The sequence below is a fragment of the Microbacterium luteolum genome (assembly GCF_039533965.1).
In the GTDB taxonomy this organism is placed as follows: domain Bacteria; phylum Actinomycetota; class Actinomycetes; order Actinomycetales; family Microbacteriaceae; genus Microbacterium; species Microbacterium luteolum.
Genome location: NZ_BAAAUN010000001.1, coordinates 1,743,839 through 1,757,713 on the forward strand (window position 1 = coordinate 1,743,839; position 13,875 = coordinate 1,757,713).

Genomic DNA, 13,875 nt, shown 5'->3' on the forward strand with positions numbered 1-13,875 from the left:
CAGTGAACCAGCGAGCGCGGCGGCGCCGGGATGCCAATCCGTCCTATGACACTCGAAATCATCGACGTTCCGGCGCCTGCTGCTCAGACACGCTCCCAGGAGCCGGCGGCCACGGTGACGCGCACGGGCGCACTGCCGTGCGCGCGGACGTCGAGGACGCGCGGCTCGACATCGAGGTTCGCGATCAGGATCGTGTCGCGCTCCGCGGCGCGACCGCCGATCGCCCACACGAGCCCATCGGGACTCGACCCTCCGAGCAGCGCGCTTCCACGGAGCTCGGTCAGAGCATCGACGGCGTCGGCCGCCGGCATCCGCCCGCGGTGATCTGCCAGCCCTCGCGGCCCCCAGGTCTCGAACCAGGACAGCGACCGGACGCCGGGAACCGCGCTGGCCGCGGCGCTGGCGATCACCCAGGCTGCGAGTTCCGGTGCGGCCTGCCGTTCGTCGTCCGCTCCTGTGAACTGCGCGCCGTAGCCGTCGACGAGATCGCTCCTCGTCGGTGCCGGCTGCGCCGTCGTGGCGACGTTGTTGTAGCGCGGACGGAGCGCGACGGGGCCGATATGGACCTCGCGCCCTTCCGCGATCCGAACGGTCTCCTCGGCGACGAGGCGCTGGACCGCGACCGCCTCGACGAGCTGCTCGGTGTCGAGAGCATGGAACAGCGGCGTGGTGGTGACGACGATCCCGGCCGTGTCTCGAGGGATCGTCGCCTGCTCGCGATTCAGTTCGGTGAAATGCGACCGAGCACCGGCCAGCAGGGGCACGCGGATGCCGGCGCTCCCGAGCGCCGCGCGGAACAGGGAGGCCGAGGCCGGAGTGGTCGCGTGCCGGGCCCTGTCGAACACGGTGACCCGCAGCACCGGGAGGCCCACGAGTGCCGTCGCGGCAGCATCCGCCGCACGCGCATCGCCGTCCGACACGATCCGGATGTCCAACGGAAGGCCGTCCGACGACGCACGGGCGAGCGCCGCCGGCCACGCCGGCGTCGTGAGATCGAGCTCGACCACGCGGAACGAGCCCGCCGAAGAGGCGCGGACCGGGTCGGGAGCCGTCGAGGCCTCGACGCCGACCGCCGGGAACGGACCGCACTCGCGCAGCTCGATCACCGCCGGTGACGCACGACCGGGATCCGCGGCGATCGAGGCGTCGGGCGCACCGATCGTGATCGCCTGTCGGACCGTCTCACCGGCTCGCAGCGCATACGGGTAGGGCAGGTCGAGCGGGCGGCTGTACGTCTTGAACGAGGCGTCGGTCCAGTTGCGCTGGTCCTCCATCTCGAACACGTCGCCCGCGAAGGCGATGCTCGCGCCGCCGTCGATCCGGAGTCGGCGGATGTGACGCATCGGCTGATGCGGAGTGAGCGCCCGCGGGAACGACGTCGTCTCCTCGGATCCGTCGTCGTGGTCGACGATCACGGCGCGCCCGGCGTCCGATGCCGGGTGCAGCACGACCAGACCGATGCGGCACGTGTCGAAGTCCATCTCGTTCACGGCGTCCCACTCGATCCCGAGTTCCCCGGCACGCGCACGCACCGTCAGCGTCGAACGCACCCGCGCCCCGAGCCCTTCGTGCCGAAGCGTCAGCTTGAGCACTTCGGGATCGCCGTCGACGCTCTGCACGACCACCGGCACGGTCTGCCAGCCGCGGTCGCGCACGACCGCGCGGACGGCCCGCAGCACGACGATCCCGCGGTGGCTGATGTCGGCGATCTCGTCACCGCGCAGCTCGAGCCGCCAGTCGTGGGACCGCCACTCGCGAGCATCCGTCCGCCACCACGGGGAGCTCATCGCCGAGTCACCACCACCTCGGCCGACGGGAACCCTGCGGCGGATGCCGTCACGACGATCTCGCCCAGGTCCGAGGGGCGGACGATGACGAGCGCACGGCCGTCATGCGTGCTCCGCGTCGGACCGGCGAACCCCTCCTCGGTGCGAGGCTGCCCCGACCCCATCCCGGCGATCACGCCGCCGGACACCTCGACGGTCACCGGGACGTCGGCATCGCACAGGACCGTGCCCTCGGCATCCTCGATCGTCAGGGCGATGTAGGCGAGGGCGTCCGCGCCGGAGATCTCGGTGCGTTCTGCTCGCACGACGAGGCGGGGATCTCCGGCCGTCCGCAGCGACGTCCTGGCGACCTCTTGCCCGGCGGCATAGGCGACAGCCGTCAGCACACCGCGTCGGTACCGCGTCTCGAAGCGCGCGATCAGGGGCAGCGGCGACCCGACGGCGACGCGATCGATGACGACGTCGTCGAGGAGCAGCTCGACCTCCTCGGCATCCGCATAGACGTCGACCGTCACCGGAGAGTCCTCTGCCGCACCCCAGCTCCAGCTGGACACGACGTCATCCCACGACCACGGCGTCTTCGACGCGGGCCGGCCGTGATGCTGCGGACGATGCACGGCGATCACCGGCTCCGTGCGCAGACCGAACACGATCTCGCGATAGTGAGAGGCCGGAAGCCGGTGTCCGGTGATGTCGATGTCCCCGCAGTCGGCGAGCAGGTACGGGAAGGGCCCCGCCGTCCCCGTCGGCACGTAGCCCTCGACGTCCGTGTAGTCCACGCGGCCGATGCCCGCTTCGCCGATGTAGTCCCACCCCGTCCAGGTGAAGTCGCCGATGACGTGCGGCAGACGACGCACGTCCGCCCACAGCGAGGCGATCCGATCCGGGAAGGTCTCCGACCCGACGATCACACGGTTCGGGAAGAGCTCCGCGTCGAGGTCGTAGCGCGAGTCCGCGTAGTTGAAGCCGACGACGTCGAGCACCGCCGCCGACTCCTCGGTCGACTCGGTCACCAGCGGCGAGGCGTTCATCGACGCCATCCGCTCGCCCATCTCGGCCATCATCGTGTTCGGGTCCGCGGGGGGCGCATCCGCCATCGATTCCGCCAGCGCCCCGAGGTTCGCGATGACGCCGTTGATGCCGTTCGTCACGAACCTCGACGGATCGAGCCGGCGGAACTCCTCGGCGATGCGGCGACTCCAGGTCGCGCCGTGCGGCGTCGCGAGCTCGAGGATCTCGTTGCCGATCGACACGAGGACGACCGACGGATGGTTCCGGTTCTTCGCGACGAGCGAGGCGACATCGCGGCGCCACCGCTCGTCGAAGCCGATCGACGAGTCGAAAGCCGTCTTGGACTTCGTCCAGACATCGGTCAGCTCGTCCATCACGAGCATCCCGTGCGCGTCGCACGCGTCCAGCAGAGCGCGGCTCGCCGGATTGTGGGCGCTGCGGATCGCGTTGAAGCCGGCGGCCTTGAGCAAACGCACGCGTCGATCCTCGGCATCCGCGATCGACACCGCGCCGAGCGGGCCGTTGTCGTGATGGATGCAGGCACCGCGCAGATCGACGACGACGCCGTTCACGCGCAGACCGTGCGCGACGTCGAGCTGCAGACGACGGATGCCGTGCCGCGTGACGGTCTCGTCGGTCACGGCGCCCTGTCCGTCGGCCAGCGTCGTGCGGACGAGGTAGCGGTGCGGCGAATCCGGGCCCCACAACCGCGGCGAGCGCACCGCGAGACGGGCGCGCGCCACCGCCTGCTCCCCCGGGAGCACCGTGACGGGCGAGGTGCCGGTCGCCACCTCGGCGCCGTCCTCGTCGACGACGGCCCAGTTCAGGCGGCGCGTCGCCGCGTGCCTCGTGCGGTTCGCGACGGAGGTGGCGATCTCGACGATCGCGCGCTCGGCGTCGATGTCGTGACTCTCGACGACGGTGCCGTCGAGGGCGAGATGCACCGGGTCGTCGAGGACCAGGTGCACCGGCCGGTAGATGCCCCCGCCGGTGTACCACCGGCTGTCGCGGTGGACTCGCGCCTCCACCGTGATCGTGTTGCGCTCGCCGAACCGCAGGAACGGGTCGGCCTCGACCACGAACGCCGAGTAGCCGTTCGCCTCATGCGCGGCGAAGTCCCCGTTGAGGAAGACGGTCGCGTCGCGGTAGACGCCCTCGAACTCGATGCGGACGGTCTTCTCGCGCCACTCCTCCGGCACGTCGAAGGTCTTCGCATACTCGAAGACGCCGCCGGGGATGTATCCGCTGTGCACGCCCTGGCCGGCGTCGGCGGCGCGCGGCAGGTCGCGCAGCGCGTCATGCGGCAGGCGGACGGGCACGGATGCCGTGGAGCCGTCCCGGGTCTCGAAGGCGCCGAGTTTCGGGCCGACGCTCCATCCGTCGACGAAGGCGATGCGGGTCATGCCCTCTCGCCTCCGGCCTCGTCGTCCGTCGACTCGTCCCAGTCGATGTCGGCGAAGGTGCTGATCAACGCGCGGAGCTCTTCGGCCATGTCCACGACCGTCCGGTCGAGGAGCCATTGCACCTGCAGGCCGTCCATCATGGCGATGAGAGCCACGGCGCATCGGTACGGCGAGGCTCCCGGCTTCAGCATCCCCCGGGACTCCAGGTTCGCGAAGCCCTTCTCGATGTTCGCGCGGGTGTAGACGTAGCGACGCACGAAGTAGCCGTGCGCCGGGTGATCGGGTGAGGTCGCCTCCGCCGAGAGCGTGCAGTAGAGCTCGACGACACCGGGCACCGACGCGTTGTAGAGCGCCAGCCGGACCAGGCCGCGCATCATGGCCACGCCGTCGCCGGACTCCAGGGGAACCATCTCGCGCGACCGGTCGTCGCGGTGATCGAGCACGGCCTCCAGCAGCGCCACCTTGTTCGGGAAGTGATGGAGGAGTCCCGCCTCGCTGATCCCCACGCGCTGGGCGATGTCCCTCAGCGAACCGGCGCGGTAGCCGCCCTCCGAGAACACCTCGAGCGCGGCATCGAGGATGGTCCGCCGTCGTTCGCGCGTCTTGGCGTACTCGCCGCGCACGCCGCGGCGCACACTGGGCCCTTTGTTCATGGTCATCGTTGTCACCGTATCCCCCGTCGTCGGCAGCCGCCATCGGCACCGCGCATTGCCCTTGCGAATCCGTTCTATAACGAATTCCTAGCATCCGCTAGCTTTTTGCGTTAAAAACCTAGCGACTACTCGCTTTTGCTGCTAGCTTCTCCCACCAGAGGCGGTCCGCAGGGGTACCGCCACCCACGAAAGGGACAAAGGATGTTCCGTTGGAAGGCCACAGCAGCCACCATCGCCATCGCTGCTCTCGTTCTCACCGGCTGCGCCGGCGGAGCGGAAGACGGCGGCTCGGGCGACGGGAGCGGCGGCACCCTCACACTCGGCGCGATCACGCCGCCGACCACCTTCGACCCGGCAGGTTCCGAGTGGGGCAACCGCGCCCCCTTCTACCAGGCCGTCTTCGACACTCTTCTGCTCGCGACGCCGGAAGGCACGATCGAGCCGTGGCTGGCGACGGAGTGGTCGTACAACGACGACAACACCGTCCTCACCCTCACCCTCCGCGACGACGTCACGTTCTCGGACGGCTCGGCGCTCACCGGGCAGGTCGTCGCCGACAACCTGCAGCGCTTCAAGGAGGGCACGTCGCCCGACGCGAACTACTTCGCCGGGATCACGAGCTTCGAGGCCCCCGACGACACCACCGTCGTCATCACGCTCGCCGCCCCGGACCCCGCACTGCTCAACTACCTCACCCGCGACCCCGGGCTGGTCGCCAGCGGCGAGTCCCTCGGCAACGACAACCTCGCCACCGACCCGATCGGATCGGGACCGTACATCCTCGACACCGCCGCCACGGTCACCGGAACGAGCTACTCGTACACGAAGAACCCCGACTACTGGAACCCCGACGTACAGCACTACGACAAGCTCGTGATCAACGTGCTCGCCGATGCCACGGCCTCGCTCAACGCGATCAAGGCCGGCGAGGCCAACGGCGTCAAGCTCGCCAGCAACGACAACCTCGCCGAGGTCGAGGGCGCCGGCTGGACCGTCAACGCGAACGAGCTCGACTTCCAGGGGATGCTCCTCCTCGACCGTGCGGGAACCATGAACCCGGCTCTCGCCGACGTCCGTGTCCGCCAGGCGCTGAACTACGCGTTCGATCGCGAAGGCCTGCTCGAGGCCCTGCAGCTCGGCAACGGCACCGTCACCACTCAGGTCTTCCCGGAGTCGTCGGCGGCGTACGATCCGAAGCTCGACGACTACTACACCTACGACCCCGAGAAGGCGAAGGAGCTGCTCGAGGAAGCCGGATACGCCAGCGGTCTCACGCTTTCTATGCCGTCGTCCACGCTGCTGGGCGCCACGACGTACACGCTGATCGAGCAGCAGCTGGCGGATGTCGGCATCGCGGTCGAGTACACCGACCCGGGCAACAACTTCATCGCCGACCTGCTCGCGCCGAAGTTCCCGGTGTCGTTCATGGCTCTGGAGCAGAACCCCGACTGGCAGCTGATCCAGTTCATGATCGCGCCGTCCGCGATCTTCAACCCGTTCGGCTATGAGGACCCGAAGGTCGACGAGTTCATCCAGGAGATCCAGTTCGGCGACGAGGCCACGCAGGAATCGGTGGCGAAGGAGCTCAACGCCTACATCGTCGAACAGGCGTGGTTCGCGCCCTTCTACCGCGTGCAGGGCAGCTTCGCCACGGACGCCTCGACGACCGTCGAGATGCTCCCGACGAACGCCTACCCCGCGATCTACGACTTCACGCCGAAGTCCTGACGCGATCCCTCCGGCCCGCCCGCGTCGCTGCGGGCGGGCCGGAACCCGATCCCTTCCACCACAGGAGCGCAGCATGCTCATGTTCATCGTGCGCCGGATCCTCGCCGGCATCGTCCTGCTCATCGTCATCTCCGTGGTGACGTTCGGGCTCCTCTTCCTCGACAGCGCGAACATCGCGCGTCGCATCCTCGGCCAGAACGCCACCGAGGAGCTGGTCGCCCAGAAGGCGGCAGAGCTGGGCCTCGACCGCCCGCTCACCGCTCAGTACTGGGACTGGCTGACCTCGGCGCTGACCGGCGACCTCGGCCGCTCCTGGTTCAACGGGCAGCTGGTCTCGGTGAGCCTGAGCGGACGCCTCAGCGTCAGCCTCTCGCTCGTCATCGGCGCGACCCTCATCTCCGCCGTGCTCGCGATCGCGCTCGGCGTGGTCGCCGCACGCCGCGGCGGCTGGGTCGACGCGGTCGTGCAGTTCATCTCGGTGATCGGCTTCGCGATCCCCGGCTTCCTCATCGCGCTGTACCTCGTGCTGATCTTCGCGATCAACCTCCACTGGTTCAAGGCCACCGGCTACATCCCGATCACGCAATCGTTCAGCGGGTGGCTGGCATCGGTGACGCTGCCGATCGCCGCCCTCGCCATCGGCGCCATCGCGGCCGTCGCCCAGCAGGTGCGCGGTTCGGTGGTCGACGCGATGTCCCGCGACTACGTGCGCACGCTCCGCTCCCGCGGGCTGTCGTCGAACAGCGTGATCTACAAGCACGTGCTGCGCAACGCCGGGGGCCCCGCGCTCGCGGTCCTCGCCGTGCAGTTCATCGGCCTCCTCGGCGGGGCCGTCATCGTCGAGCAGGTGTTCGCCCTCCCCGGGATGGGCCAGCTCACGGTCTCGGCCACGACCCAGGGCGACATCCCCGTCGTGATGGGCGTCGTGATCGCCTTCGCGGTGATCGTCCTCATCGTGAACCTCCTCATCGACCTCGCGCAGGCAGCGCTCAACCCGAAGGTGCGACTCTCATGACCGCCATCGACGTTCCGACCGCGGTGCCGACACCCGCGGCGAAGATCTCGCTGATGCGCCGACTCGTTCGACGCCCCGTCTCGCTGATCTCGCTCGTGTTCCTGGCGGTCATCGCGATCATCGCGGTCACCGGACGCTGGATCGCGCCGTTCGATCCGAACCTCGCCTCGCTCCAGCTGGTGCTCGCTCCGCCGAGCGGGGAGCATCTGCTCGGTGCCGACAGCGCTGGTCGCGACGTGCTCTCGCGCCTGCTGGCCGCCACGCAGATCACCCTCGCCGCGGCTCTCGTCGCCGTCGTCACGGCGCTCGTGATCGGGGTCGTCTCGGGTCTGATCGCCGGCTACTACCGCGGCTGGTTCGACGCCGTCGCCTCCTGGGTCACGTCGCTCGTGATGGCCCTCCCCGGCATCGTCGTGCTGCTCGCGGCTCGTGCCGTCCTCGGACCGAGCGTGTGGCTGGCGATGTTCATCTTCGGCATCCTGCTCGCTCCCGCCTACTACCGCCTGGTCTACGCGGCGGTCACCGGTGTGCGCGGCGAGCTCTACGTCGACGCGGCGAAGGTGTCCGGCCTCTCCGACGTGCGCATCATCGGCCGCCACATCCTCTCGGTCGTGCGCGCGCCGATCATCATCCAGTCGGCGATCATCACGGGGATCGCGATCGCGATCCAGTCCGGGCTGGAGTTCCTCGGCCTCGGCGACATGAGCGTCCCGACCTGGGGAGGGATGCTCAACGACGGGTTCGCCAACATCTACAAGCAGCCGCTCCTGATGCTGTGGCCCTCTCTGGCCATCGGCCTCACGGCCATCGCTCTGACCCTGCTCGCGAACGGCATGCGCGATGTGCTCGAGCGCACGGCCGTGGTGCGCCGCCGTCGCCGCCGCGCCGTGACGACCTCGACCGGATCGATCGCCGCCGTCACGACCTCGTTCAGCATGTCCGGCGGGGATGCCGACGCGCTCGAGGAGTCCGCTCCCCTGCCCGTCGTCGGGGAGACGATCGTCCATCCCGACGACGCGAGCCGGAGCACGCCCGGTGCCGCACCGATCCTCACGGTCTCCGATCTGCGCGTCGCGTACGAGCAGCAGGAGGGCGAGGACATCGAGGTCGTGCACGGCGTCTCGCTGCAGATCCGCAAGGGCGAGGTGCACGGCCTCATCGGCGAGTCCGGCTCCGGCAAGACGCAGACGGCTTTCGCCGTGCTCGGGCTGCTGCCGCGGGGCGGACGCGTCACCGGAGGCTCGATCGAGTACGAGAGCACCCAGCTGGCCGACGCTTCGGAGAGCGCCTATGCCGGCATCCGCGGGCGGCGCATCGGGTACATCCCGCAGGAGCCGATGAGCAACCTCGATCCGTCCTTCACGATCGGGTATCAGCTCGTCGAACCGCTGCGCAAGAATCTCGGCCTGTCGAAGAAGGAGGCGACCGAGCGTTCGCTCGCGCTCCTCGACCGCGTCGGCATCCCGAACCCGAAGCGCACCTTCGACGCCTATCCGTTCGAGGTGTCCGGCGGGATGGCGCAGCGCGTGCTCATCGCCGGCGCCGTGTCGACCGATCCCGACCTCATCATCGCCGACGAGCCGACGACGGCTCTCGACGTCACGGTCCAGGCCGAGGTGCTCGACCTGCTGCGTGATCTGCAGCGCGAGCGCCAGATGGCGATGCTGCTCGTGACGCACAACTTCGGCGTCGTCGCCGATCTCTGCGACCGGGTGACGGTGATGCAGCAGGGGCTCTTCGTCGAGCAGGGTCCGGTCCGGACCATCCTGCGCTCCCCCTCGCACGCCTACACGCAGTCGCTGCTGGACGCGATCCTCGACGATGGTCCAGCCCGCGCCCCGCTCGTCACCGCACGTCCCACGGAAGGAGACCGGTCGTGAACGACATGCTGCTCCAGGTCGACGACCTTCACGTCGCCTACCCCGGCAAGGGGTTCCGCGCCGAGCCGTTCCACGCACTGAAGGGCGTCTCCCTCGACATCCGGCCCGGCGAGACCGTCGGTCTGGTCGGCGAATCGGGTTCGGGCAAGACCACGCTCGGACGCGCCGTGCTGGGGCTCGCCCCGGTGACGGAGGGTTCGATCCGCTACGACGGCCGCGAGATCGGCCACCTGAACCGTCGCGAGCGGCGCTCGCTGGCCAGCGAGATCCAGGTCGTGTTCCAGGACCCGTACTCCTCGCTGAATCCGTCCATGACGATCGCACAGATCCTCGCGGAGCCGCTCACCGCACGCGGCGTCGCGGCCAAGGCTGCGAACGCCCGCGTCACCGACCTGCTCGATCGCGTCGGGCTCCCGGCGGATGCTGCCCGCCGGCTCCCCCGCGAGTTCTCGGGCGGGCAGCGCCAGCGCGTGGCGATCGCCCGCGCGCTGGCGCTGGATCCGAAGCTGATCGTGTGCGACGAGCCGGTTTCGGCCCTGGACCTGTCGACCCAGGCGCGCGTCCTCGATCTCTTCATCGAGATCCAGGAGCGCACCGGCGTCGCCTACCTCTTCATCTCGCACGACCTCGCGGTGGTCCGTCACATCAGCCATCGCGTGGCGGTGATGTACCGGGGCGAGCTCGTCGAGACGGGCGACGGCGACCAGGTCACCGCGCGGCCCGCGCATCCGTACACGCAGCGGCTGTTCCTCGCCGCCCCCGTCCCCGACCCGGACGCCCAGCAGAAGCGTCGCGCCGACCGTCGCGCGCTCATCGACGCGCAGAACATCTCCGAAGGATCAGCCGTATGAACGCCCGCCCGTCCGATTCCACCGCTCACCTGCGTCCGCTGCTGGAGCGGCTCTCCCTCGAGCAGAAGGCCGCGCTCGTGCAGGGCGCCGACTTCTGGACCACGGTGCCGCTGCCCGAGATCGGATTGCGCGCGCTCACGCTCTCCGACGGCCCCGCCGGGGTGCGCGGACCGCGATGGGACGAGCGCGATCCCTCGCTCAACCTCCCGTCCGGCTCGGCGCTGGCAGCCTCCTGGGACGTCGACCTCGCCCACCGGTACGGGGCGGCCGCGGCATCCGAGGCACGGCGCAAGGGCGTCGACGTCGTGCTCGGCCCCACGATCAACCTGCACCGCTCGCCGCTCGGCGGACGGCACTTCGAGTGTCTCAGCGAGGACCCGGAGCTCACCGCGGAGCTGGGGGCCGCGTACGTGCGCGGCATGCAGGAGAACGGCGTCGCCGCCACCCCGAAGCACTACGTCGCGAACGACTCGGAGACGGATCGCTTCACGGTCGACATCGAGGTCGACGAGCGCGCACTGCGCGAGCTCTACCTCGCACCGTTCGAGCGTGCCGTCGAAGCCGGGGCGTGGTCGATCATGAGCGCCTACAACGCCGTCGACGGCGTCACGATGACGGAGAACGACCTGCTCGAGACGCCGCTCAACAGCGAGTGGGGCTTCGACGGCGTCGTCGTCAGCGACTGGACCGCCGTGCGCTCTCTCGACGCCGTCGCCGCAGCGCAGGACCTCGCGATGCCCGGTCCCGCTCCCGCCTGGGCCGAGCTCGTGGACGCGGTCCGTGACGGGCGCGTGCAGGAGAGCGACATCGATCGCAAGGTGCTGCGCATCCTGCTCCTCGCCGAGCGCGTCGGTGCGCTCGAAGGGACGGATGCCGTCGTCCCGGCACCCCTGGACGGCCCGGCCTTCGCGCGCGAGGCCGCGATCGAGGGCGCCGTGCTGCTGCAGAACGACGGGGTGCTCCCGCTCGGCGGCGTCGGGAGCATCGCGATCATCGGTCACAACGCCAGGGAGGCCCGCACTCAGGGCGGCGGTTCGGCGACGGTACTGCCGGAAGAGGTGGTGTCGCCGCTCGATGCTCTCCGCGCGGCGTTCCCCGCCGCGGACACCCGCTACGAGATCGGCGCCGTCGTGCAGGACGGCGTCGCCGAGATCCCGCCGACGACGATCGTCAACCCGGTGACCGGCGATCAGGGGCTGCGGGTGAGCTTCCTCGACGGGGACGGCACCGAGCTGTTCGCCGAGGACCGGCGCGCGACCGCGCTGGTGTGGTTCGGCGGCGATGCGCCGATCGGCGCGAGCCGCACCGTGGTGCTGTCGACCCGGTACACGCCGACCGAGACGACGAGCATCGAGCTCGGCTTCGCGGGGGCGAATCCGGGGCGGATTTTCGTCGACGGCGAGCTCGTGCTCGACGACACCCCGGTCATCGAGGGAACCGACCTCGGTGCCGCCTTCCTCAACCCGCCGTCCGTGACAACGGCCGTACCGGTCGAGGCCGGGCGTGCGATCGACATCCGCGCCGAGTTCACCCGGGAGTCGCGGGGTGCGCTGGACGGCGCCCTGAGCGTGACCCTCGGCATCGCCCCGGAGCGCACCGACCCCGACGAGCTGATCGCTCGGGCCGTCGAGGCGGCACGCGGCGCCGAGGTCGCGATCGTCGTCGTCGGCACGAACTCGAAGGTCGAGTCCGAGGGATACGACCGCGTGGACCTCGACCTGCCGGGACGTCAGGACGACCTGGTGCGCGCGGTCGCCGCCACCGGCACGCCGACCATCGTGGTCGTGAACGCCGGATCCCCGGTCGTGCTGCCCTGGGCCGCCGACGTCGCGGCCATCGTGCAGGGCTACTTCGGCGGGCAGGAGTTCGGCCATGCGATCGCCGACGTCGTGACCGGAGCCGCCGAGCCCGGTGGCCGCCTGCCGACCACGTGGCCGGCGTCGCTCGCCGACGTGCCGGTCTCCGCCGTGACCCCGGCCGACGGCCGTCTCGTGTACGCCGAGGGTCTGCACATCGGATACCGCGCCTGGCTGCGGCAGAGCGCCGCCCCGGCCTTCCCGTTCGGCCACGGCCTGGGCTACACCTCCTGGACCTGGGGCGCGGCACAGCGTCACGGGGATGCCGTCGAGGTGACCCTCGCGAACACGGGCGCGCGTCGCGGGAAGCAGGTCGTGCAGGTGTACGCCGAGCGCGCCGACTCCGCCGTCGAACGCCCCGAGCGCTGGCTCGTCGGATTCGCCGCGGTCCGCGCCGAACCCGGTGAGACCGTCACCGCCGTGATCCCCGTCCCACCCCGGCGACTCGCGCATTGGGCGGGCGACTGGGTCGTCGAACCCGGGCAGTACACGCTGCGGATCGGGCCGTCCGTCGTCGAGCTGCCGCTGTCGGTGGACTGGGAGCAGGCATGACCGCGCTCGCGAGCCTCACGGGCCGTCTCCAGGGACGCGCCGACGACCGGCTCGCCGCCGTCGTGGCGCGCCTCGACGAGGCGCTCGCCGCTGACCCCGATCTGTCGTTCCAGGTGGCCGCGTATCACCACGGCACCGCGGTGCTCGACGCGTGGGGCGGACCTCACCTCGGCGCGCAGTCGCTGACGGTCCCATACTCAGTCACCAAGAACGTGATCGGCGTGGCCGTCGGCCTCCTCGTGGAACGCGGCGACCTGGATCTCGATGAGCGCGTCGCGCACCACTGGCCCGAGTTCGCCGCGAAGGGCAAGGGAGCCGTCACCGTCCGCCAGCTCCTGTCGCATCAGGCGGGGCTCCCCCAGACCGTCCCCGGGCTGACCTGGGACGAACTGCTCGACCATCACGCCGCCGCCGAGAGGCTCGCCGCCAGCCGACCGTTCTGGTACCCCGGGAGCGCCTTCGGCTACCACGCGATCACGATCGGCAACCTCGCCGACGAGCTGGTGTTCCGGGCGACGGGTCGCACGCTGCATGAGCTCTACGAGCACGACATCCGCGCCCCGCACGACATCGACTTCTTCCTCGGGCTCCCCGCCGAGCACGAGGAGCGACTCGTGCCGCTGCTGCCGATGATCCCGCCCGCCACCGACACGACACCACCCGCGACGTCCGCCCTCGGACCGGTGGTCTTCGCCATGCCCGACGACGTCGACCTGGCGCACTCCCCGCGCAGCTGGCGGTACGGTCATCCCGGCGGATCGGGCACCGGCACGGCGCGGGGCATCGCGCGCCTGCTCGCGGTCGCCGTCACCGGTGTCGACGGGGCTCCGCCGCTGCTCTCGTCCGACACGGTCGAGCAGATCGGTCAGCAGCAGGTCCGCGGATACGACGAGGTGCTGCATCAGCACGATCGCGCCCACGCCGTGGTCTTCCAGAAGCCGTCACAGCAGCTGGCGTTCGGCGGGCCCCGCGCGTTCGGGCACGACGGCGCGATGGGCGCCCTCGCGTGCGTCGATCCGGACAGCGGCGTCGCCTTCGCCTGGACGATCGCGCGCGGCCCGTGGCCCGGTGGCGCCGATCCGCGGGCGGTCTCCGTCGCGCGCGAGCTCGGCATCCTCCTCTCCTCCTGACCCCCGCAG

Annotated in this window: 9 protein-coding genes; 6 read left to right on the forward strand and 3 right to left on the reverse strand. The window is 70.3% G+C overall.

Features of this window, described 5'->3' with window-relative positions; translation table 11 throughout:
* Window positions 1-83: 83 nt before the first annotated feature.
* From ABD648_RS08495 to ABD648_RS08505, 3 genes are read right to left on the reverse strand one after another with little or no spacing between them, the layout of a single operon-like run.
* Window positions 84-1,787, reverse strand: a complete 1,704-nt coding sequence (locus tag ABD648_RS08495) for a D-apionate lactonase family protein (RefSeq protein ID WP_282214529.1) — start codon at window positions 1,785-1,787, stop codon at window positions 84-86.
* The gene (locus tag ABD648_RS08500) at window positions 1,784-4,201 is read right to left on the reverse strand and encodes a glycoside hydrolase family 2 TIM barrel-domain containing protein (RefSeq protein ID WP_282214530.1); all 2,418 of its coding nucleotides are present in this window, start codon (window positions 4,199-4,201) and stop codon (window positions 1,784-1,786) included. Before ABD648_RS08500 ends, ABD648_RS08495 begins: the two co-directional genes overlap by 4 nt.
* The gene (locus tag ABD648_RS08505; RefSeq protein WP_282214531.1) at window positions 4,198-4,860 is read right to left on the reverse strand and encodes a TetR/AcrR family transcriptional regulator; all 663 of its coding nucleotides are present in this window, start codon (window positions 4,858-4,860) and stop codon (window positions 4,198-4,200) included. Before ABD648_RS08505 ends, ABD648_RS08500 begins: the two co-directional genes overlap by 4 nt.
* Before the next feature lie 195 nt (window positions 4,861-5,055).
* On the opposite strand from ABD648_RS08505, the gene ABD648_RS08510 reads away from it, so the two are divergent.
* From ABD648_RS08510 to ABD648_RS08535, 6 genes are all read left to right on the forward strand, one after another.
* Window positions 5,056-6,582 (forward strand): ABC transporter substrate-binding protein, encoded by a 1,527-nt coding sequence (locus tag ABD648_RS08510; protein ID WP_282214532.1) that lies wholly within the window; start codon window positions 5,056-5,058, stop codon window positions 6,580-6,582.
* A 73-nt stretch (window positions 6,583-6,655) separates the two neighbouring features.
* Window positions 6,656-7,597, forward strand: coding sequence for an ABC transporter permease (locus ABD648_RS08515; RefSeq protein WP_282214533.1), 942 nt, complete (start codon window positions 6,656-6,658; stop codon window positions 7,595-7,597).
* On the forward strand, window positions 7,594-9,477 hold the full coding sequence (locus tag ABD648_RS08520) for a dipeptide/oligopeptide/nickel ABC transporter permease/ATP-binding protein (protein ID WP_282214534.1): 1,884 nt from the start codon (window positions 7,594-7,596) through the stop codon (window positions 9,475-9,477). Before ABD648_RS08515 ends, ABD648_RS08520 begins: the two co-directional genes overlap by 4 nt.
* Window positions 9,478-9,482: 5 nt before the next feature.
* Window positions 9,483-10,328, forward strand: a complete 846-nt coding sequence (locus tag ABD648_RS08525) for an ATP-binding cassette domain-containing protein (RefSeq protein ID WP_425561725.1) — start codon at window positions 9,483-9,485, stop codon at window positions 10,326-10,328.
* Window positions 10,325-12,736, forward strand: coding sequence for a beta-glucosidase (locus ABD648_RS08530; RefSeq protein WP_282214536.1), 2,412 nt, complete (start codon window positions 10,325-10,327; stop codon window positions 12,734-12,736). Before ABD648_RS08525 ends, ABD648_RS08530 begins: the two co-directional genes overlap by 4 nt.
* The gene (locus ABD648_RS08535; protein ID WP_282214537.1) at window positions 12,733-13,866 is read left to right on the forward strand and encodes a serine hydrolase domain-containing protein; all 1,134 of its coding nucleotides are present in this window, start codon (window positions 12,733-12,735) and stop codon (window positions 13,864-13,866) included. The genes ABD648_RS08530 and ABD648_RS08535 overlap by 4 nt, the downstream gene beginning before the upstream one ends.
* Window positions 13,867-13,875 lie beyond the last annotated feature (9 nt).

Excerpts from the sequence above, each read along its gene's own strand:
- ABD648_RS08495 (WP_282214529.1), bottom strand. The coding sequence starts at position 1,787 with ATGAGCTCCCCGTGGTGGCGGACGGATGCTCGCGAGTGGCGGTCCCAC.
- ABD648_RS08500 (WP_282214530.1), bottom strand. The coding sequence starts at position 4,201 with ATGACCCGCATCGCCTTCGTCGACGGATGGAGCGTCGGCCCGAAACTC.
- ABD648_RS08505 (WP_282214531.1), bottom strand. The coding sequence starts at position 4,860 with ATGACCATGAACAAAGGGCCCAGTGTGCGCCGCGGCGTGCGCGGCGAG.
- ABD648_RS08510 (WP_282214532.1), top strand. The coding sequence starts at position 5,056 with ATGTTCCGTTGGAAGGCCACAGCAGCCACCATCGCCATCGCTGCTCTC.
- ABD648_RS08515 (WP_282214533.1), top strand. The coding sequence starts at position 6,656 with ATGCTCATGTTCATCGTGCGCCGGATCCTCGCCGGCATCGTCCTGCTC.
- ABD648_RS08520 (WP_282214534.1), top strand. The coding sequence starts at position 7,594 with ATGACCGCCATCGACGTTCCGACCGCGGTGCCGACACCCGCGGCGAAG.
- ABD648_RS08525 (WP_425561725.1), top strand. The coding sequence starts at position 9,483 with ATGCTGCTCCAGGTCGACGACCTTCACGTCGCCTACCCCGGCAAGGGG.
- ABD648_RS08530 (WP_282214536.1), top strand. The coding sequence starts at position 10,325 with ATGAACGCCCGCCCGTCCGATTCCACCGCTCACCTGCGTCCGCTGCTG.
- ABD648_RS08535 (WP_282214537.1), top strand. The coding sequence starts at position 12,733 with ATGACCGCGCTCGCGAGCCTCACGGGCCGTCTCCAGGGACGCGCCGAC.